Below are 18,809 nucleotides of genomic sequence, written 5' to 3'. Positions count from 1 at the left end.
AGGACATCGGAATCTCCATCAGGAAGAAGGCTTGCCTTCTCCTTGATGGAGATTTTTTATTTTTTTTGGCAAATCATGTGAAAAACAAGGTTGATTAGGGAATAATGTTTTATCATTGACAATTCCTTCATTTACTGATTAAATGACTAAGGAATTCTGATGAGTTTTATCGGATTTAACCTTAAAAAAAAAATCATCCATTTATGGATATATTATGGAGGTACACACACATGAAAAAACTATGGGCCATCCTCATGGTTTCCGTCATGCTTGCAGGAATTTTGTCCGCTTGCGGCAATAATGACGGCGACAACGGATCAAAGAAAAAAGAACTGACGATCGGAACGGAAGCTACATACCCTCCCTTCTCCTATCGTGACAAGAAAACAAACGAAGTAACCGGCTATGATGTGGAGGTAGCAAAAGAAGTTGCGAAGCGCCTTGATATGAAGCCGAAAATCGTGCCGACAGAATGGAAGAACATGTTCACTTCACTTGGCAGCCGTTTTGATATGGTAGCCAACCAGGTAACGATTACACCTGAACGTGAGAAACAATATGCCTTCTCCACTCCTTACACCGTTTCTGGCGGGAAAGTTATTGTAAATAAAAGTAACAAAGACATTAAAGGCATAAAAGATCTTAAAAGCAAGGTGGTCGGAACCACTCAAGGAAGCAACTATTCCATGGAAGCTGAAAAGGCCGGCGCAAAGGTTAAATATTACAAAGGCATTGCACAAGTACTGTCCGATCTTGACGTAAACCGTGTGGATGCGGCTATGAATGATGAACTGTTCATTTTAACAGAACTGAAAAAAACAAAATATAATGTAAAAGCAGTGGGCAAACCATTCAATGAGAATAAAATGGCCTTTGCCTTCAAGAAAGATAATAAGGACTTAGCGAAAAAAGTGGACAAGGCTCTTGCTGATATGAAGAAGGACGGTACCCTTTCCAAGCTTTCCAAAAAGTACTTCGGAGCAGACGTAAGTGAGTAGTTCTCTCCAGTACATGGTGGACTCCCTCCCGTTTTTACTGGAGGGAGCCAAAATCACCGTTCTCCTTAGTCTGGGGTCCATTATCGGCTCATTAATCTTTGGGCTGGTCATCGCATTATGCAGAATGTCGAGCAACAGAGTCCTTTCCCGGATTGCACGAATCTATATTTCTTTTTTCAGGGGTACTCCTCTTCTTATTCAATTGTTAATTTGGTATAACGGTTTTACGTTTGCGATCACGCCTCAAGGATGGCAGGCAGCGCTTATCGGATTAATCCTTCATTTCAGCGCTTATATTGCGGAATCCTACCGCGGAGCGATTCAGTCTATACCTAACGGCCAGTGGGAGGCATCTTATTCACTTGGCATGAATTACTACCAGACATTCCGGGAGGTTATCCTGCCTCAGGCATGGCGCATTGCGATCCCGTCCATCTGGAATTCACTGATTGACGTTGCCAAGTCGTCGTCACTTGCATCCGTCATTACCGTACCTGAACTTACTTCTATTGCCGATCAGCGCAGTGCATCCAGCTTGATTGTCCTGCCGATTCTTTTAGAAGCCGCACTTATATATTGGGGATTATCCACCCTGCTTGAATGGAGCCGTGAACGTCTTGAACGGCGACTTCGTATTATTAAATAATCACCAGCTCAAAACGGGCTGGTGATTTTTTTTATGTCCATTCAGATATAAAAACGACCATTTCCTGCCGGCATATTTTGCAATAATAAACATGAGGGCACTGTGATTCCTTAAAATCTGCCGGATATCCATTTTCGAGCTTGAGACCATCGGAATCGACATATGGACTGTAGTCATCAAAATAATCGCTCAGCTTTCCCTGGTCCTCTCCTGCATTGCCGCAGTCCGGGCAATGGAAAACGACCGTATGTAATTGGTTGCAGACCGGACACATACTCATAAACATTCCTCTTTCCGAATGCGGGAATTTAAAAAGGGGCGGATCGCTCCACCCCTTTACAGCCATGATTATAGAGTTATCGAGCTGACCCGCTGATTTGTTGTTGAGCCATTGCTACAAGACGTTTAGTGATTTCTCCACCTACAGATCCGTTAGCGCGAGCAGTTGTATCAGCACCTAGTTGAACACCAAATTCAGAAGCGATTTCGTACTTCATTTGATCAAGAGCTTGTTGAGCACCAGCAACTACTAGTTGGTTTGAGCTATTGTTGTTTGCCATTGATATCACCTCCTTGAATCATATTGTGCTTCAATAAAATAAGGATATACGCCGCTCTGTTTTCCAAATTATGTGGCGTTTTCTTTGCTTTTCCTTTCCTTGCTGCATTCTCTAAAATCAATTGGCATATCTTCTTGTGAGGTACTGAAATTTCCGTCCTACTCTGTTAAAGTGGAGAGGAAAAATCAGCTTTACTTCAATCAGCAATTGCATTACATTTTTAAATGTATAATTTCCCCATTAAAAAGAGGCGGGGTGAAACATTGAATGATCAATGGTTAGAGAAAGAGGGAAAAAAATGGGTAGCGGAAAATATTATCAGCGAAGAGCAATACCGTCTTATAGTGGCAAAATATAAGGATAATCATTCACAGCGGGGCATCGGTCTTATACCGATCTTCGCAAGTATTCTGATCGGCCTCGGAATCTTGTCCTTTATTGCAGCCAATTGGAGCGGCATAACTCCCCCTTTCAGGCTGATATTGCTTATCGCCGTTTTATGTACCAGTTATGGGCTGGGCCATACATTTCTTCAAAAAGGTAAGGAAGCTCTGGGACATTCGTGTATTGGCCTTGGAATAGCCTCTTTTGGAGCATCTCTGATCCTGCTGGGCCAAACGTATCACTTTGTTTCATATGACGCACGCACCTTTATTATCTGGTCCGTGCCTGCCTTGATCTATCTGTACTTTCTTAATGGAAGGCTGTTATTTTTTCTTACCTCTGCCATTTTAACCGGAGGGCAAATTTACGCCCAGACCGAGTTCTCCAGCTACAGCTATGTGCTCCTGATTTTGTTCGGACTTGGATTGGGCTGGTTCGCCCTGAACGAAAAGAACCGTCTGTATACCCGCTTTTTTGCCGCCGGGTTTATTTTGCATCTTGTTTTCCTGGCAGGAACCCTTGATGAAAACTGGCTATGGCTGATCGTTATTCTTCTCGGTGTTTACAGTCTGTCAGAATGGCTCGATCAAGGCCTTGGATCTTCCCTTAAGTTTTTTGCTTCTGCTGCGGCTTTTGGGATAAATCTCGTGCTGTACTTTACATTAACGAATACCCCATCGGATACCTTTGATTATCCCGAGCCGCTTTGGTTTTTACTTATTTTTATTCTCTTAGCTGCTTTCCTTATTTATTCGAGAATGAAAAAAGGTACCTTGCCAGCATTACTAAAAAGCGGCATTTTATTTATTCCCTGGTTTTATCTGTCCACCTTCACCGGAAATCTGGCGGTGGGAATCCTGTATTTAATCGTTGCTTTCGTTTTTCCCGGATTGCTGCTGTCCGAAGGGTACCGGACAGAACAGCGCTATCAGATCAATTGGGGCATCATTTTGTTTTTGCTCGTCACCTTTATTGCTTACATTAATTTGGCGTGGTCGTTTATGCCAAAATCCCTGTTCTTCCTGATTGGCGGAATCCTTCTGTTTGCTCTGTACTTCTTTTTGCAGAAAAAGAAAAAAGATGTGTTAGAGGAAAGGGGGACCCCACATGAAAAAAAATAAATGGTGGATTGGATTAATCATTCTTCAGGTCCTCGTTCTGCTCGGAATAGCCGGAAGTTATTATGGAGTTGATTATTTTGGCAAGGAGATCCAGCTGAAAACAAAGCCTGTAGACCCATCGGATGTATTTTCCGGGGACTATGTTTCCTTGAATTACGAAATCAGTGACGCTCCCGATTCCCTTTGGAAAGGAAAGCCTATTCAAGAGCCAACACCAGTATATGTGGTTCTTGCTCCGGAAAAAGGGAAGTACCACATTGAAAAATTAACAAATCATTGTCCTGATATTTCAGGCAGCAGCCAGGTCTACTTAAAAGCAAAGGCTACCCCCTCAATGGTTGGGATGCTTCATTTGGAATATGGTCTGGAACGTTTTTATGTCGAAGAAAATACAGGAAAGAAGTTTGAAGAACCGGGACAGGAATACTCCGTAGCAGTAAAAGTCGCGCCATGGGGCAAAGGTGTCATTCAGAAAATCCAGACTGAAAAGTAAGACCGCTACAGTCTGCATCATTTCCAGTCATTCTCCTGTCCGAATGGTTTATTCTTGTGCAATAGGGGTACATTGTTAGAGAGGTGACCCAAATGAGTGAAATGAAAATCATTGATATTAAAAATACAATAAATGACTGGGCAGGAAATCAGATTACCATTCGAAAAGAAGAGAATGAAGATTTGGATCAAATCAACATTCAGCTGGAAAAAGCCACCTTTGAACAGCGGGATTCTGTTGATGACTACATTGCAGACAATGTCATGTTCCTTCATGGCACGGCCTACAGTACCGAAGACGGCGAAAAAACAGAGCTTCCTTCTGTTTTGTACGAAGTGCCGCTGGATGGCATTGAGGAAATCAATACAGATCAAAGCATCATAACCTTTAAAACAAGCAGAGGGCAGTATGCCATCATGAAATCGTAAAAGAACCCGCAGAGGGTTCTTTTTTTGCTTTTTCGTCATATAAGTTGTAAAATAGTTTAAAATATTCTAACAACAGGTGTTGCTTTCAAAACGGATTTTCTTCACATTAAATAGGAGGGTATGCATGCATCCTGATTGGAAAAAGAAAATCGTGATCGGCGGTATGTCCACAGCCTTGGGAGGTTCATCCGCTTCAAATGCACATGATGAAACTTCCGTCCAGAAACATGAAGTAAAGATCATGGGAGCAGTAAAAGCAGCATCTGAACAAAAAACAGCACAATAGATATAATTAAAGGGAACCCTCGATGGCTCCCTTTTGTATTATACTGCTTTACTTGTCTGCTGCCCCTGCTGTATTTGGTACATCTGATAATAACGTCCGCCCGCTTCCATCAGAGACTGATGCGTTCCCCGCTCCATAATTCTGCCGCGGTCGAGGACCAGAATCTGATCTGCATTTTTGATTGTGGACAAGCGATGGGCAATAATAAAGGTCGTTCTACCTTGCTTGAGCACTTCAAGCGCACTTTGGATAATGGCTTCTGTTTCAGTATCAATGCTGGCTGTGGCTTCATCCAAAATTAAAATGGCCGGATTAAAGGCGAGTGCTCTGGCAAAAGACAGAAGCTGGCGCTGCCCGGCAGAAAGGGTGCTCCCCTTTTCGATAACCGGTTCATCCAGACCGCCGGGAAGGTTTTGTACAAACGGCATGGCTCCTACATCCGTGAGCGCTTTTTCTACCTTTTCCCTGGTGATGGAAGGATCATCAAGACTAATGTTGGAAGCAATCGTACCGCTGAACAAAAACGGGTCCTGCAGAACAATGCCCATATGCTCACGCACAACCTGCTTGGGCATCGTCATGATATCTTTGTTATCAATCATTATCTTTCCCTGCTTAATATCATAAAAACGGAACAGCAGGTTCATGATGGAACTTTTTCCAGATCCGGTATGGCCGACAAGCGCCACGGTTTCTCCTTGCTTTGCTTCAAAGGAAATATGGTTTAGCACATTTTCTCCCTCAATGTATGCGAAGCTTACATCATTGAAGGAAACATTCCCATCATAGCGCGGCGCCTTTTTCACTTCCACATCCATTCCTGGCTCGTCGAGCAGTACAAACACGCGCTCTGCCGACACGAGTGCCTGTTCAAGCTGTGCCAACTGATTCACCATCCCGGTAATGGGCTGGAACAACCGGTTTAAATAATCGACAAAAGCATACAGAACACCAACGGAAATCAAGGCATCCGCCTTTAAAGAAGCTCCCCCGAAATACCAGATCAGAGCCACGAACGCCAGGTTCCTAAGAACACTTACAAGATTATGGGACGTCAGGCCGTTTAAGCTTAGCAGCTTGTTCTGGTAGGAATAATACGTTTTGTTCATGTCTTCAAATTCCTTAACCGTCTCTTTTTGCCGCTTGAACGCCTGGATGATCGGCATGCCTTGAATGGACTCATTCACCATACCGTTTATATCACTCAAGGTGGAACGGATAATATGGTTATACTTGGAAGCGACTTTTCTGTACAGCTTGATCCATACAAGGAGAATAGGAACCAAAACCATGGTGATCAGGGCGAGACGGGCATCCAGGATAAAGAGTGCTGTGAAGATCCCCGCCATATAGATGGTTCCAGTAAAAAAGTTCGACAGTACATTTACAAATAATTCTTTAATCGCTTCCGTATCATTCGTTACCCGTGACACTGTTTTTCCAGCAGGCTGATTGTCAAAATACGTAATCGGCACCCGCTGGATTTGCGAGAAAACATCCTGACGCAGTTTTTTGATCACAAGGTTGGACGAGCTTTGCAGCATATAATGCTGACCATACTGAAAGATACTCGCAAACAATAGCAGAACAAAATAAAAACCGGTCAGTTTGACGAGTCCTCCAATCTCAGGTTTGTAGAAGTTGAAAAGATCCTTGTTTTTTATGAGTACTGCCGGGTATTCTTTTGTAACACCTTTATTTGAAACGGTAATTTTATGGTTGTTGTACTTCTTCTCGCCTTTAATTTTGGCAGGCTGTGGAATGAAATAATAACTTCTTCCGATCTGGGTGATCCTGACTTGCCTTCCCTTGCGTTCACCCGGCAGCAGCCGGTCTTCCCTTTTATATTGCTTGCCTAGAAAAACTACCGTGTTTTTTGAACCCGACCCGGTTTCAAACCATGGCTTTTCTATGCCCAAAATGTGTACATCTATCATCCGTTTTGCTATAAAAGGACCGGTAAGCTCTGCAGAAACCGCGAGAGCCAGCAGAAGAAGCCCAATTATAAAGCTTTTTTTATAAATCAAGGCGTATTGAAATAATCGTTTTCCAGGCTTCACGTTTTTACACCGCCCTTTCATCGAGACGTTCTTCGACCTTTTGCCGTTCATACTGTTCACTGTACCAGCCGCCGTGCTCCAGAAGCTCGGTATGTGTTCCTTCTTCGGCAATCTTCCCATCATTCATCACGATGATCCAGTCTGCGTGTTCCACCGCTGATAACCGATGGGTTGTAATCAACGTTGTTTTCCCTGCTCTCTCTCTTCTTATGTTTGTGATGATGGCTGCTTCCGTTTTTGCATCGACTGCTGAAAGGGCATCATCAAGCAGCAGGATCTCGGGGTCGATGAGAAGGGCCCTGGCAATGGAAACCCGTTGTTTTTGGCCACCTGACAAAGCGACGCCCTTTTCCCCCACCAGCGTATTTAGTCCTTGCGGCAAATACTTCACATCCTGATCAAAAGCTGCCATTTTAAGAGCATGCTGAAGCTCCTTCTCCGTCCCCTGGCTATTCCCAAACAGCACATTCTCTCGTATTGTTTTTGAAAAAAGGGTAGCTTCCTGCGGAACGTAGCCGATCCATCCCTGAATATCCTCTATGGCAAGCTGGGCCAGATCGATTTCCGAGATACTAATGGTTCCCTCTCCTAGCGGATACTCACGAAGAAGCTGCTTGAACAGCGTTGTTTTTCCACTTCCTGTTCGTCCGACAATGCCAAGCGTCTGGCCTGTTTTAACGCTTACATGAATTTCTTTTAAATTATCTCTTTCTGATGACGGATATCGAAACGATACATTGTGGAATTGAATGGTTCCCGGCTGATCCAGCTTTATCGGGTGGGGATGGCTATTTACATCCGGTTCATAGGCAAGTGTTTCGTTCACCCGGTCCAAAGAGGCATTTCCACGTTGCATGACATTGATTAATTCGCCAACAGCAAACATCGGCCATATCAGCATTCCAAGGTAAACGTTAAAGGAGACGAGCTGTCCAAGAGTGATGGTGTTGTGAAAAACAAGGTATGCGCCATATCCTAATCCAATCAAATAGCTGATCCCAACCAGCACTTTAATGGTTGGCTCAAACAACGCATCCACCTTGGCAACAGCGATATTTTTTCCATAGACATCATCCGTGAGAGTTTGGAAGCGGGCCATATCTTCCTGCTCTTTTACGTAAGCACGGATTACCCTCACTCCCGAAATACTCTCCAGCACCTGATCATTCATGTCTCCAAACGCATCCTGTGCCAGCAGAAACCGTTCATGAACCTTCTTTCCGTACCGATTCATGGCAATGGCCATCAGAGGCAGGGGAATAACAGCCGCGAGTGTCAGTTTCCAGCTGATAAATAACCCCATGGTAAGCAAAATGACCAGCATAAATGCACTCGAGTCCACAAGGGTGAGAATTCCGAACCCTGCGGTAACTGAAATGGCCTTCAAATCGTTGGTTGCCCGGGCCATGAGATCTCCTGTCTTATTTTTTTCATAAAACGAAGGAGTCATTTTTAAAAGATGTCTCATAAATTTGGAGCGGAGGATCCGTTCCACAACAAATGCCCCGCCAAACAACTGATACATCATGAAATACGTTAAAATATAGGTAATGGTCAATAAACCGGTATACACTAAAATCGTTTGGATCAGTGTTTCTTTTGTCAAGTTGCCCAGGTTAATGGCATCAATCGCATTTCCGACGATCTTTGGAGGGATAACCTCTAGAATGCCAACCACGATTAATAAAACAACCGCTATCGAATAGCGTTTCCAGTGCTCTTTAAAAAACCATCCTAATTTGCTTAAAACAGAAAACATCGTTTCACTCCTCTCATCCTGAATCCTCTGATACGAAAGCTACCCTGAGCCCAAATGAAGCTGCCACTTTAATCTCACTACTGTTACTAATCTCATCTTTGCATCTCTCCTTTATATGAACGGTGAATAGAACCCCAAATGCAAAAAAGCATACCGCCTCAGGGAGGCGATATGCTAAAAATAGAGACACGTCACGTCACAAAGGAAAAAGCGCGGCCGTGTGTCTATAGATTATGCGTTATTACGGAATGGCCGGTCACCATATGAAATTGAAAAAGAGCCGTTGGTTAAATGCAGTAAATCAATCATAGTCTTTTTCATGACACAACCATCCTTTCAATAAATTGTAATTCCATTTGACCTCAGTAATAGTAACACTATTTCAATTAAAGTGTCAATATAAAATAGTGTATATTTTCTAACAATTCACAAAAAAATAAAAAGCCCGCCAGAGGCGGACTTCCTATACTTAAAAATTAAGTTGGCGATTTAAGTTGGCCATCTCAATGGCAGAAGCAGCCGCTTCCCAGCCCTTGTTACCAGCCTTCGTTCCTGCACGTTCGATGGCCTGCTCGATGGAATCAGTGGTCAAAACACCAAAAATGACCGGGATTCCTGACTGAAGTGAAGCTGCCGAAACACCTTTTGCCGCTTCGTTGCAAACATAATCAAAGTGAGGAGTAGATCCGCGAATAACTGTTCCAAGCGTGATCACTGCGTCGTACTTTCCGGAATCGGCCATTTTTTTGGCGATCAAAGGAATTTCAAAAGCACCAGGAACCCACGCGACGTCCACATTCTCTTCTTCCACACCATGACGTTTCAGTGCGTCCTGTGCGCCTCCAAGCAGCTTGTTTGTAATAAATTCATTGAACCGGCCTACGACGACCCCTACTTTTAGTCCTGTTCCGATTAAGTTTCCTTCAAAAATGTTTCCCATTGTTGTGCATCCTCCTCTGTTAGAACTGCAGCAAGTGCCCCAGTTTCATCTTCTTTGTTTTTAAGTAGTTTTCATTGTCTTTATTTGCCGGCATCTGAATGGGCACTCGCTCAACCACTTCAAGATCGTAACCTTTAAGACCGGTAATTTTGCGAGGATTGTTGGTTAAAAGACGCATTTTCTTTATGCCGAGTTCTTTCAGGATCTGTGCGCCGATGCCATAGTTTCGAAGGTCCGGTGCAAAGCCTAGCTTTTCATTGGCTTCCACCGTGTCCAAGCCTTCTTCCTGAAGCTTGTAGGCGCGCATCTTATTCAACAGGCCGATTCCACGTCCTTCCTGCCTCATATAGAGCAATACACCTGAACCAGCCTCTTCGATTTGCTGAAGCGCCGCATGAAGCTGCGGACCGCAATCACAGCGATGAGAGCCGAACACATCGCCGGTCAGGCATTCTGAATGCACTCTTACAAGCACCGGCTGTTCTGCATCGATCCTTCCTTTAATCAATGCCACATGCTCTTTATCGTCAATAAGGTTCGAAAAGCCAATGGCAGTAAAATCTCCGAAATCCGTCGGCAATTTAATTTCGACTTCTTTTGTAACCATTTTTTCTTTCCGGTTCCTGTATTGAATAAGGTCTTTAATGGTAATGAATTTCAGATCATGCTCGAGTGCCAATTTTTGCAGCTCCGGCACCCTTGCCATGGTTCCATCTGCATTCATAATTTCACAAATCATTCCTGCCGGTTTTGCGCCTGCTAACAGAGCCAGATCAACGGCCGCTTCCGTATGTCCTGCCCTCCTCAGCACGCCTCCTTTTTTGGCGATCAAAGGAAAGACATGACCCGGACGCTTGAAGTCAGGTCCCTTCGCACCTTCTTCCACCATTTTTTGAATGGTAATGGCCCGTTCAGCAGCCGAGATGCCTGTTGTTGTGCTTTCATGGTCAATGCTGATCGTAAAGGCAGTCCCATGGGGATCGGTGTTATTGGTGACCATCGGTGTCAGCTCCAGCTTAGCTGCAAGATTTTCGTCAATCGGAGCGCAAATCAGTCCTCTTCCGTGAGTTGCCATAAAGTTAACCGTTGAAGGTGTTACTTTTTCAGCGATGGCGACAAAGTCTCCTTCATTTTCTCTGTCTTCATCATCCACCACAATGACAGGTTTGCCGTTAATCAAATCCTCAATCGCTTCTTCTATACTGTGAAACATCAATCATCCCTCCTCTGCTTTAAAACCCATGCTCTGCTAAGTATTCCAGTGTTATGGCTGATTTTTGTTTTTCTTCTTTTTTGCCTGTGATAAATTTTTCAACATACTTTCCAAGCATGTCGCATTCCACATTCACCGAATCCCCCTTGGCTTTATCACCTAATACAGTATGGGAAACGGTATGAGGGATCAATGAGACCGTAAACGTATCATCCGTCAAACCAAAAATGGTCAGACTTGTTCCATCCACCGCCACTGATCCTTTCAGCAACAGGTAGTTCAACAGTCTTTTTGGCACTTTTATATCATAATAGATAGCATTCTTCTCGGGACGTTTTTGAACAATTTCGCCGGTACCATCGATATGGCCGCTGACAAAATGTCCTCCAAACCGACCTCCGGATGACATGGCCCGTTCCAGATTTACTTTGGAGCCAAAGGATAGAAGTTTCAGCCCTGTGCTGCGATAGGTTTCGGGCATAATATCAACGGTAAAACTTTTCTCGGAAAAAGTGGTCACCGTTAAACATACGCCATTGACGGAGATGCTGTCCCCAAGCTGGACATCTTCAAGAATTTTTGAAGCGGAAATGGTTAATACAATGGTTTCGTTGCCTTTTTTAATTCCTTCGATTGTACCTAATTCTTCAACGATTCCAGTAAACATCGATTCACCTCCTGCTGTGCTGTTCTTTTATTCAAGGAATGAAAAAACCCCTGAAAGTCATTAAGCTCCCAGGGGTTTCTATCTATTGCATTCTGAAAATACTCATCATATCAATAAACAGTATGTCGAAATAAGCCTTTGGTGTACTTCTAAAAAAGCAATCCAAAAAAGCATTTCGTCATTCCTTCTCCCATCCAGACTATACTGTCGGCTCTGGAATTTCACCAGATCCACCGTCCGCTAAAAAAGCGTCCGGGTCACGGACTAAGAGGATTACACCTCATCACCGCCGGTTGGGAATTTCACCCGACCCCGAAGGAAATATAATATTTAATTACTTGCATAATGTAAGTATACCTTTCTTTTTCGCTCGTTACAAACATCAAATCTCAAACTCGTCAATTCACTGCGTTTATTGCTTATCCAAACCCTTGGATTCAATAAATTCCTTCATGTACGTTCGTTTGGGCTGGCTCATTACTCTGGCCATTTGTGTAGCCCAGCCTTCATCTCGAGCTCCACCCGTGCGTTCTCTATAATACTCGGCGGTCTGAAGTTCAAATTCTTTAAGGACCGGAAGAGCTTTTTCATCTTCAACATACTGGTTTTTGTGGAAAACTGCGGCCTGAGGCAACCGTGGCTTCAATCCTGGAGAAGCATCGGGATGGCCGACAGCCATACCGAACAAGGGTACCACATGATCAGGGCAGCGGAGAAGCTCTGAAACCTCCGGCAGATTATTGCGGATGCCGCCGATATAAACGATGCCCAATCCAAGTGATTCTGCTGCCACCGCCACATTCTGGGCCGCAAGCGCAACATCGATCATTCCGACCATAAAACCTTCTTTTGATTTAATCGTATCATCGACATTTTGTCCGGCAATTTGTGCCATCAATTGATGGCGGTGATAATCCAGGCAAAAAACAAAGAAATAGCCATTTTGGGATACATAGGTTTGATTGCCCGCCAGCTCAGCCAGCTTGTCCTTGATGCTCTGCTCTTCAATGCCAATAATCGAATAAACCTGCTGATAGCTTGAAGTGGATGCAGCCTGAGCGCATTGAATCAGTGTTTCCACGGTCTCTTGCTCAATCGGTTCGTCCTTAAAGCGGCGGATCGACCGGTGCGAAAGAATATTCTTTATCGTTTCGTTCATTCTGCTCAAACCCTTTCCTTTTGGATACATCATTTATGTTACCTAATCTAGCATAAGATTAATCAAAACGAAAAGCAGAGCGGCTTAAGCGACCTCTGGCGGCATCATTCGTAAGATACATAAAAGAAATGCCCATCATGCCTTTTGATTATAGGTTTAATATTGCAGAAGGTGCTGGATAAATTTTTTGACGGCATATGTTCTGTATTTTTGCTTTTTCATAATAACCCCAAGGTTTTTTTAACTGTCTGATATCCATGACATGTCCCTTCATGGCAATTAGCTATTAAAACATGATTATATATTCATTTTACCCATGTCAGAGACAAAAAAAAGCTGCGTTAAGCAGCCAAACTTTCAACTGCAACGCAGCTTGAGGGATCAGATTAGACGGGGAGACTTTCCAGATACGCACGAACATCCTCTGGTGTTTTCGCGTTTGCACTGTGCAAATGAGCCAGCTTTTCTCCGCCTTTGAACAATAACAGGCTTGGAATTCCCATCACTTCATACTTTTCTGCCAGCTCAGGAAATTTGTCCCGATCAACCTCATACCATGCTTTATCCTTATGTTCTTCAAGAATTTCAGGAAGAAATACTTCCAGGCGCCTGCAGTCAGGGCACCATCCTGCTGTAAAAATCATGATCGTTTCCTTATCTGCGGAAATAATCTCATTGAATTCTTCTAACGTTTGAACTTCTTTCATTAAAATAACCTCCCTTTTTACTCTTACTTCTATCTATTATATAACATGCCATGTTCACCACACGAAATATAATGCACTTTCCAAATGATGATATTAACATTTTTCCATGATTCCTGGTATGATACTAGTAAACACAGTGAAACGAAAGGACGACAACCTATGAAGATCGGCATTCTGAAAACACATGGATCCTATAACGATTTTATTTTAATTGATGAATATAGCAATGATTATGGATTAAATGATGAACAGCGGACTTCTCTGACCAGAACGCTTTGTGACCGCGACCACTCTATCGGTGCAGACGGCATTCTTTTTATCCAAAAAAGCGATAATGCGGATGCCCGAATGCGGATTTTTAACTCAGATGGCACGGAACCGGAAATGTGCGGAAACGGCCTGCGCATTGCAGGAAGATACATTACGGAACTTCTTGGAAGAGATCATGCTGTGGTTGAAACGCAAAAAGCCAACTTGAATGTTCAAAAGACGGACAGCATTTATGAAGATATCCAAACCTATGAAGTACTGATCGGGCCAGTTTCCTTTGATGTTTCCACACTGCCCGTTATCCATAGCGAAAACACGCTCCAGAACACGGTTATACCAAAACTTTCACCCGACTTAACGTTTACAGCTGTCAGTATGCCCAATCCCCATATTATTACGCTGGTAAATGAAATACGTGAAAACCAGGTAGCGGAAATCGGAAAAAAAGCCAATGAGATTAAGGATGTGTTCCCAAAAGGCGTAAACGTGAGCTTTGTAAAAGACCTTGGCGATTCAACGATCTTTGTCCAGACCTATGAACGCGGAGTAGGGATCACCAATTCCTGCGGAACAGCAATGTCCGCTTCAAGCCTCATTACCTGCCTGCTTGGCATTAATCATCCGGAAAAGGAAGTCACCGTATTGAACAACGGGGGAATGGTTCGCTGCAAAGTCAATCATCTCGAACAAGAAGGCTATTCCGTTCTTCTCAAGGGGAATGCAACGTATGTTTTCTCAGGAGCACTTGATTTTGACTTCAGCAAACCCGAAAACTCGGAATTCCATTTGGAAGAAGAATTTCCGCACGAAGAAGAAAGCTACCGGAAGCTTGAAGCCTACGCGAAAAATGTCCAATAGAAAGACAGGGTCCTGTTTGTGGATCCTGTCTTTTTTCTTTAGTACACAAACTATTTAGTAAGCTAACGGATCGACACAGGAAAAAGATCATTTTTTGCCCGAAAAATATTTCATAAACTCATTGACGAAAAATTGCATAAAAAATACAATTAAATAAACTAGTCAGTCAGTTTTACAAAAAAAGGAGGATCCTATGAAACCATCATTTTATGCCGAGAACCGAAAAAAGCTTGCCGCACAGCTTCCAAATGAGAGCACTGCTGTTTTGTTTGCCGGTGAAGCTCCTTATAAATCAGCAGATGAGCGCTATCCGTTCACCCCGAACCGAAATTTTTATTACAACACAGGCATTGACGGGCAGAACGTCATTCTTGTGATTAAGAAGACAGCCGGAACTGTTGAAGAGACACTTTTTATTGAAAAGCCGGATCCGGTAATGGAAAAGTGGGTTGGCGTTACCCTTTCACAAGAAGAAGCGAAAGCAGTCTCGGGAATCGGGCAGGTCCAATACCTTGAAAACTTCGAATCTTCGATTGGCCGGACCTTGTTTACCGAGCAGGTACAAACTGTATTTCTAGATTTGGAGCAACGGGAGTTCAAAGGATGGCAGTCCAAAGCCTCCCTCTTTGCCAAGCATCTTCAGGAGCATTACCCGCAAGTTGCGATTCGAAATGCATATCCCATTATTACTGAATTGCGGGTATTCAAAACAGCTGAGGAAATTGAAAAGATCAAAGAAGCGATTCAAATTACTAAAGACGGCATCTACAATGTGATGAAGCACGCAGGGTCCGGCATGCTGGAAAATGAGCTGGAGGCGCACTTTAACTTTGTCCTCAAAACGGCCGGAGTGAAGGACTTTGCTTTTCACACCATCCTGGCAAGCGGAAAAAATGCGACTGTACTGCACTACGAAAACAATGATTCGCACATTGAAAAGGACAGCTTGATTTTGCTTGACCTTGGTGCACAAAAAGACTACTATAACGCCGATATCAGCTTCACTTTCCCGGCTGATGGAAAATTCACTGAGCGGCAAAAACAATTCTACAACATCGTGCTGAAAGCTTTAAGAGAAACCACCTCTCTTATTAAACCCGGACTGAAATTTGCCGAATTAAACGAACGTACAAAAGCCATCCTTGCCGAAGAATGCATGAAGATCGGATTAATAAAAGAAGCATCTGAAATCTCCAATTACTACTATCACGGCGTAAGCCATTTCCTTGGGCTTGATACCCATGATGTTGGGTCCTACAAGAACCGGGTGCTTGAGCCGGGGATGGTGCTCACTATTGAACCCGGACTTTATATCGCAGAAGAAGCGATTGGTATACGAATTGAAGATGACATCCTGGTCACAGAAGACGGATATGAGAACCTGTCCGCGGATATCATCCGCACCACGGACGAGATTGAAGCGTTCATGTCTGATCGATAAGAAAAAGGAGTCACAGACAACATGGTCTGTGACTCCTTTTTTTATCCGTCAATCTATCTACTGATTACCACCAAAAACGTCTAAATCCTCTGAAACCCCAGAATGGAAAACCGAACAGACCGAAACCTGGCAAAAACGGGCCTGCGAAAAACGGAAAGCCAAATCCCAAACCAAAGCCTGGGAAGAAACGTTCTGCCGCTTCATCCCTGTTCTGCATAGGCATGACCAGATAGATGTTATCATTATCGTGGCTATGGATTCTGCCCTGATAGATCTTTCCATCTGACATTTCAATTTCACAGTTGGCCCCTGCGTACTGCTTGCACATCTTCATCCAATTTTCTTTGTGGCCATGATGATGATGATGGTGATGATGCATCGCTTTGTTGTCTTTCGGCATGTGATAGCCTGGCTGAATATTGCTGTTGTTTTCGTACAAAGTAGATCCTCCTTGTGTGGTATATAGCCAGATTATTCACGTAAGACAAGGGTGGTTACCAAAATGGTTGTTTGACCCATCCGTAAGGTTTCTGCTCTCAATCATCCCGGTCAACGTATTTTCCATGCTCGGGAACAGCTATATCATAGAACCGGTCAGCCAGTCTCTCCAAGCTCGTCCCAAGAAGCTGGCCGGCCATCGGAAGACCATGGCCTGTCACGGCAAGATGGGGATTTAAATCATTCAATTTCCTAACTGATTCATACGCCGCTTCCCAGTCTGTTGTTAAATATTTGGGCGGTCCGCTAATTTCCTGTTTTTGAGTCATCACCTTGTACAGAGATTCCTGCTGAACGGTAACAAACGCATCCCCTGCAATCAGCGAGGCATCACTTTCCCTAAAGAAGGAGACATGCCTGAAACAAGTCCTCCACCTACAGACGAATCAGGCTCGGGATAATCTTTCTTCCCCGTTAAATAAGGCAATTCAAGGATGTGGGCGTAGACCGGCACCTTCCATTTCTCCACTAATTCCCTTAAAGCCCCGGTATGGTCAAAATGTCCATGTGTAAGGATAATGGCTCTGGGCCTTGTTCCCTCTCCAAACCGTTTTTCGGCTTCTTCTGTAATTTTATCCGCTGTTTTTGGCATGCCGGCATCAATCAATACCCATTCATCCTGGGTTCCTGCAAAAATAACGTTAACAATCTGTACGGGAAAATAGTACAGATCAGGCATAACCTCCAGGCCAATGCCGCTTGCGATTGATGTTACCGGAATAAAAGATTCTTTCATGCTCGGCCTCCTTGTCATTACGATAAAAGCTCATCCCTCCAACCACAGATCCAATACCACCAAGGCATCGGCACATTTCATGTCTTGCCTAAACCAATAAAGCCAAGCCATCATATTCTAAGTTTGAGGAGGTGTAAACTATGGGATTTTTTGGTGGCGGCGGAATTTTCGCCTTGCTCGTCGTGTTGTTTATTCTTTTGGTTATCGTCGGTTGCGCTTGCTGGGGCGGCGGCGGATTCGGTGGTTATGGTGCCGGATTTGGCGCAGGCGGTATCGGTTACGGCGGGATCTATTAATCCAAGTTTTACCGTTAATGAGAAAAAGCACGGGGAAACTTGTCCTGTGCCCGAAAATTGCAGGTTTAAAAAAGATGTTTCTCTCGTGAGAGAAACATCTTTTTTTGTTTGGTTAAAATACCTTCTTTCGATCCCGCTCTTCTTTTAAGATTTCCACCGCTTCGCGGAATCGCTGGGAATGCACAATTTCCCTTTCCCTCAAGAAGCGAAGGGAGTCGTTCAAGTCCACATCATCAGACATATCAATGATCCACTGATAGGTGGCCCTTGCTTTTTCTTCAGCGGCAATATCTTCATAAAGGTCCGCAATGGGATCTCCTTTTGCCTGGATATATGTCGCGGTGAACGGCACTTCAGCAGCATTGGAGTAGAACAGGGCTTCTCCGTGATTCACATAATGATCACCTAATCCTGCCTGCTTCAGCTGTTCAGGCGTCGCATCTTTTGTTAGTTTATAAACCATGGCCGCGATCATTTCGAGGTGGGCAAATTCTTCGGTGCCTATGTCATTCAGCAGGCCAACCACTTTATCGGGGATGGTGTACCTCTGGTTCAAATAACGAAGCGCTGCTGCCAGCTCCCCGTCTGCTCCTCCGTATTGTTCCACCAAAAACTTGGCGAGCTGAGGATTGCAGGTGCTTACTTTTACCGGATACTGCAGTTTCTTTTCATAAACCCACATTACGGATCTCCCCCTTCAGTTTTAAACCTGCCATGGCCACGGCCCTTTGCTCCATGTCCAATGGTCATCCATTCCGTCCGCCCGTATGGACCCAAACTTCTTCTCAAAAGGCTTCAACAGCCTTTGCTTTTCTTCTGAAAGCTCTGTCAGCTGTTTAAACGCATCCTGGTCCTCAGGGTGGGTGTCCAAATATAAGTTGAGCTCGGTGATTGCAAAATCAACGGCCTGTATCTCTTCAAGCATCGAATAGTATTCCTTAGGCAACGTCTTCGGCATCACTCTTCACCCCTTCAGTTTTTGATTTTTTTCATACGGATCATACAAGGCGGGCCATAAGGTGCCTTTTTGCAAAGCTTCTTTTGGTGTAAACTGCGGGAGTTTTTCCGGCTGGAATCCCATGTAAAGATGGGGAGGAGTTGAATAATGCTTCTCGCCGGGATCCGGACAAGGGTCATCAGGGCTGTGGTAGGGGTGATAGGATTTGGTGTAAACCTGGTTTTTAGCCAAAAATAAAACCTCCTATAGAAATAGTTGGTTACTGCTTTACCTTTTGATAACTGCATGGTTCAGTTATGTATCCCACACTGGGAAATCCTTTAAACTACTT

At 44.0% G+C, this 18,809-nt stretch carries 22 protein-coding genes, 1 pseudogene and 1 riboswitch; of the genes and pseudogenes, 9 read left to right on the top strand and 14 right to left on the bottom strand.

Features of this window, described 5'->3' with window-relative positions; all coding sequences use genetic code 11:
• The first annotated feature begins 230 nt into the window (after window positions 1–230).
• Both QNH15_RS04865 and QNH15_RS04860 read left to right on the top strand, forming a co-directional pair.
• The gene (locus QNH15_RS04865; RefSeq protein WP_283892988.1) at window positions 231–998 is read left to right on the top strand and encodes a transporter substrate-binding domain-containing protein; all 768 of its coding nucleotides are present in this window, start codon (window positions 231–233) and stop codon (window positions 996–998) included.
• A complete protein-coding gene (locus QNH15_RS04860) occupies window positions 991–1,644 on the top strand; it encodes an amino acid ABC transporter permease (RefSeq protein WP_283892986.1) in 654 nt (217 codons plus the stop codon). The genes QNH15_RS04865 and QNH15_RS04860 overlap by 8 nt, the downstream gene beginning before the upstream one ends.
• A 31-nt stretch (window positions 1,645–1,675) precedes the next feature.
• Here QNH15_RS04860 and QNH15_RS04855 read toward each other — a convergent pair whose 3' ends face one another.
• On the bottom strand, window positions 1,676–1,924 hold the full coding sequence (locus tag QNH15_RS04855; protein WP_061967175.1) for a hypothetical protein: 249 nt from the start codon (window positions 1,922–1,924) through the stop codon (window positions 1,676–1,678).
• 76 nt (window positions 1,925–2,000) lie between these two features.
• On the bottom strand, window positions 2,001–2,204 hold the full coding sequence (locus tag QNH15_RS04850; protein ID WP_090237685.1) for an alpha/beta-type small acid-soluble spore protein: 204 nt from the start codon (window positions 2,202–2,204) through the stop codon (window positions 2,001–2,003).
• A 263-nt stretch (window positions 2,205–2,467) separates the two neighbouring features.
• On the opposite strand from QNH15_RS04850, the gene QNH15_RS04845 reads away from it, so the two are divergent.
• The 4 genes from QNH15_RS04845 (at window position 2,468) to QNH15_RS04830 (ending at window position 4,916) form a co-directional block, all read left to right on the top strand.
• On the top strand, window positions 2,468–3,709 hold the full coding sequence (locus tag QNH15_RS04845; RefSeq protein WP_283892981.1) for a DUF2157 domain-containing protein: 1,242 nt from the start codon (window positions 2,468–2,470) through the stop codon (window positions 3,707–3,709).
• A complete protein-coding gene (locus QNH15_RS04840; RefSeq protein WP_283892978.1) occupies window positions 3,696–4,202 on the top strand; it encodes a GDYXXLXY domain-containing protein in 507 nt (168 codons plus the stop codon). The genes QNH15_RS04845 and QNH15_RS04840 overlap by 14 nt, the downstream gene beginning before the upstream one ends.
• 92 nt (window positions 4,203–4,294) lie before the next feature.
• Window positions 4,295–4,630, top strand: a complete 336-nt coding sequence (ymzB, locus tag QNH15_RS04835; protein WP_061967169.1) for a protein YmzB — start codon at window positions 4,295–4,297, stop codon at window positions 4,628–4,630.
• A 124-nt stretch (window positions 4,631–4,754) separates the two neighbouring features.
• Window positions 4,755–4,916: a hypothetical protein gene (locus QNH15_RS04830; RefSeq protein WP_283892975.1), complete on the top strand. Its 162-nt coding sequence runs from the start codon at window positions 4,755–4,757 to the stop codon at window positions 4,914–4,916.
• 38 nt (window positions 4,917–4,954) lie between these two features.
• Here the strand turns inward: QNH15_RS04830 and QNH15_RS04825 are convergent, their stop codons facing one another.
• From QNH15_RS04825 to QNH15_RS04795, 7 genes are all read right to left on the bottom strand, one after another.
• A complete protein-coding gene (locus tag QNH15_RS04825; RefSeq protein ID WP_283892973.1) occupies window positions 4,955–6,976 on the bottom strand; it encodes an ABC transporter ATP-binding protein in 2,022 nt (673 codons plus the stop codon).
• Between the two features lie 4 nt (window positions 6,977–6,980).
• Window positions 6,981–8,735, bottom strand: a complete 1,755-nt coding sequence (locus QNH15_RS04820) for an ABC transporter ATP-binding protein (RefSeq protein WP_283892971.1) — start codon at window positions 8,733–8,735, stop codon at window positions 6,981–6,983.
• Window positions 8,736–9,204: 469 nt separating this feature from the next.
• Window positions 9,205–9,675, bottom strand: a complete 471-nt coding sequence (ribH, locus tag QNH15_RS04815) for a 6,7-dimethyl-8-ribityllumazine synthase (RefSeq protein WP_129477599.1) — start codon at window positions 9,673–9,675, stop codon at window positions 9,205–9,207.
• Between the two features lie 19 nt (window positions 9,676–9,694).
• Window positions 9,695–10,888 carry a bifunctional 3,4-dihydroxy-2-butanone-4-phosphate synthase/GTP cyclohydrolase II gene (locus QNH15_RS04810; protein ID WP_283892969.1) on the bottom strand — a complete coding sequence of 398 codons (1,194 nt, stop codon included), beginning with the start codon at window positions 10,886–10,888 and terminating at the stop codon, window positions 9,695–9,697.
• Window positions 10,889–10,907: 19 nt separating this feature from the next.
• Complete coding sequence (gene ribE / locus QNH15_RS04805) at window positions 10,908–11,555, bottom strand: riboflavin synthase (protein ID WP_283892967.1); 648 nt, start codon at window positions 11,553–11,555, stop codon at window positions 10,908–10,910.
• A 178-nt stretch (window positions 11,556–11,733) separates the two neighbouring features.
• A riboswitch (FMN riboswitch) is annotated at window positions 11,734–11,879 on the bottom strand.
• A gap of 88 nt (window positions 11,880–11,967) precedes the next feature.
• Window positions 11,968–12,714, bottom strand: coding sequence for an oxygen-insensitive NADPH nitroreductase (gene nfsA / locus QNH15_RS04800; RefSeq protein WP_283892965.1), 747 nt, complete (start codon window positions 12,712–12,714; stop codon window positions 11,968–11,970).
• Window positions 12,715–13,100: 386 nt separating this feature from the next.
• Window positions 13,101–13,421, bottom strand: coding sequence for a thioredoxin family protein (locus tag QNH15_RS04795; RefSeq protein ID WP_283892963.1), 321 nt, complete (start codon window positions 13,419–13,421; stop codon window positions 13,101–13,103).
• A gap of 159 nt (window positions 13,422–13,580) precedes the next feature.
• Between QNH15_RS04795 and dapF the strand changes: the two genes are divergently transcribed.
• Complete coding sequence (gene dapF / locus QNH15_RS04790; RefSeq protein ID WP_283892961.1) at window positions 13,581–14,549, top strand: diaminopimelate epimerase; 969 nt, start codon at window positions 13,581–13,583, stop codon at window positions 14,547–14,549.
• Window positions 14,550–14,742: 193 nt separating this feature from the next.
• On the top strand, window positions 14,743–15,990 hold the full coding sequence (locus QNH15_RS04785; RefSeq protein WP_283892959.1) for an aminopeptidase P family protein: 1,248 nt from the start codon (window positions 14,743–14,745) through the stop codon (window positions 15,988–15,990).
• A gap of 64 nt (window positions 15,991–16,054) precedes the next feature.
• Here the strand turns inward: QNH15_RS04785 and QNH15_RS04780 are convergent, their stop codons facing one another.
• Window positions 16,055–16,429 (bottom strand): hypothetical protein, encoded by a 375-nt coding sequence (locus QNH15_RS04780; protein WP_283892957.1) that lies wholly within the window; start codon window positions 16,427–16,429, stop codon window positions 16,055–16,057.
• A gap of 97 nt (window positions 16,430–16,526) precedes the next feature.
• Window positions 16,527–17,242, bottom strand: a pseudogene (locus QNH15_RS04775) (MBL fold metallo-hydrolase).
• Between the two features lie 122 nt (window positions 17,243–17,364).
• On the opposite strand from QNH15_RS04775, the gene QNH15_RS04770 reads away from it, so the two are divergent.
• Window positions 17,365–17,520 (top strand): YjcZ family sporulation protein, encoded by a 156-nt coding sequence (locus tag QNH15_RS04770; RefSeq protein WP_283892956.1) that lies wholly within the window; start codon window positions 17,365–17,367, stop codon window positions 17,518–17,520.
• A 112-nt stretch (window positions 17,521–17,632) separates the two neighbouring features.
• On the opposite strand, the gene QNH15_RS04765 is transcribed toward QNH15_RS04770, so the two are convergent.
• Genes QNH15_RS04765 through QNH15_RS04755 form a run of 3 tightly spaced genes read right to left on the bottom strand, consistent with a single transcriptional unit; the run spans window position 17,633 to window position 18,709 of the window.
• Window positions 17,633–18,202: a manganese catalase family protein gene (locus QNH15_RS04765; protein WP_061967140.1), complete on the bottom strand. Its 570-nt coding sequence runs from the start codon at window positions 18,200–18,202 to the stop codon at window positions 17,633–17,635.
• Window positions 18,203–18,223: 21 nt separating this feature from the next.
• Window positions 18,224–18,478: a spore coat protein CotJB gene (locus QNH15_RS04760; protein ID WP_061967138.1), complete on the bottom strand. Its 255-nt coding sequence runs from the start codon at window positions 18,476–18,478 to the stop codon at window positions 18,224–18,226.
• A 6-nt stretch (window positions 18,479–18,484) separates the two neighbouring features.
• Entirely contained in the window at window positions 18,485–18,709 is a 225-nt protein-coding gene (locus QNH15_RS04755; RefSeq protein ID WP_129477611.1) for a spore coat associated protein CotJA, read from the bottom strand.
• Window positions 18,710–18,809: the final 100 nt, after the last annotated feature.

The sequence above is a fragment of the Fictibacillus enclensis genome, assembly GCF_030123385.1.
GTDB lineage: Bacteria > Bacillota > Bacilli > Bacillales > Fictibacillaceae > Fictibacillus_C > Fictibacillus_C enclensis.
Note: the sequence above shows the minus strand (reverse complement) of the source record. Positions and strands in the feature narration are given on the sequence as shown.

What these genes read in the sequence shown, in the direction of transcription:
- ribE (WP_283892967.1), bottom strand. Translation starts at nt 11,555, where the DNA reads ATGTTTACTGGAATCGTTGAAGAATTAGGTACAATCGAAGGAATTAAA.
- QNH15_RS04785 (WP_283892959.1), top strand. Translation starts at nt 14,743, where the DNA reads ATGAAACCATCATTTTATGCCGAGAACCGAAAAAAGCTTGCCGCACAG.
- nfsA (WP_283892965.1), bottom strand. Translation starts at nt 12,714, where the DNA reads ATGAACGAAACGATAAAGAATATTCTTTCGCACCGGTCGATCCGCCGC.
- ymzB (WP_061967169.1), top strand. Translation starts at nt 4,295, where the DNA reads ATGAGTGAAATGAAAATCATTGATATTAAAAATACAATAAATGACTGG.
- QNH15_RS04820 (WP_283892971.1), bottom strand. Translation starts at nt 8,735, where the DNA reads ATGTTTTCTGTTTTAAGCAAATTAGGATGGTTTTTTAAAGAGCACTGG.
- QNH15_RS04850 (WP_090237685.1), bottom strand. Translation starts at nt 2,204, where the DNA reads ATGGCAAACAACAATAGCTCAAACCAACTAGTAGTTGCTGGTGCTCAA.
- dapF (WP_283892961.1), top strand. Translation starts at nt 13,581, where the DNA reads ATGAAGATCGGCATTCTGAAAACACATGGATCCTATAACGATTTTATT.
- QNH15_RS04770 (WP_283892956.1), top strand. Translation starts at nt 17,365, where the DNA reads ATGGGATTTTTTGGTGGCGGCGGAATTTTCGCCTTGCTCGTCGTGTTG.
- QNH15_RS04865 (WP_283892988.1), top strand. Translation starts at nt 231, where the DNA reads ATGAAAAAACTATGGGCCATCCTCATGGTTTCCGTCATGCTTGCAGGA.
- QNH15_RS04840 (WP_283892978.1), top strand. Translation starts at nt 3,696, where the DNA reads ATGAAAAAAAATAAATGGTGGATTGGATTAATCATTCTTCAGGTCCTC.
- QNH15_RS04855 (WP_061967175.1), bottom strand. Translation starts at nt 1,924, where the DNA reads ATGAGTATGTGTCCGGTCTGCAACCAATTACATACGGTCGTTTTCCAT.
- QNH15_RS04795 (WP_283892963.1), bottom strand. Translation starts at nt 13,421, where the DNA reads ATGAAAGAAGTTCAAACGTTAGAAGAATTCAATGAGATTATTTCCGCA.
- QNH15_RS04765 (WP_061967140.1), bottom strand. Translation starts at nt 18,202, where the DNA reads ATGTGGGTTTATGAAAAGAAACTGCAGTATCCGGTAAAAGTAAGCACC.
- ribH (WP_129477599.1), bottom strand. Translation starts at nt 9,675, where the DNA reads ATGGGAAACATTTTTGAAGGAAACTTAATCGGAACAGGACTAAAAGTA.
- QNH15_RS04830 (WP_283892975.1), top strand. Translation starts at nt 4,755, where the DNA reads ATGCATCCTGATTGGAAAAAGAAAATCGTGATCGGCGGTATGTCCACA.
- QNH15_RS04760 (WP_061967138.1), bottom strand. Translation starts at nt 18,478, where the DNA reads ATGCCGAAGACGTTGCCTAAGGAATACTATTCGATGCTTGAAGAGATA.
- QNH15_RS04810 (WP_283892969.1), bottom strand. Translation starts at nt 10,888, where the DNA reads ATGTTTCACAGTATAGAAGAAGCGATTGAGGATTTGATTAACGGCAAA.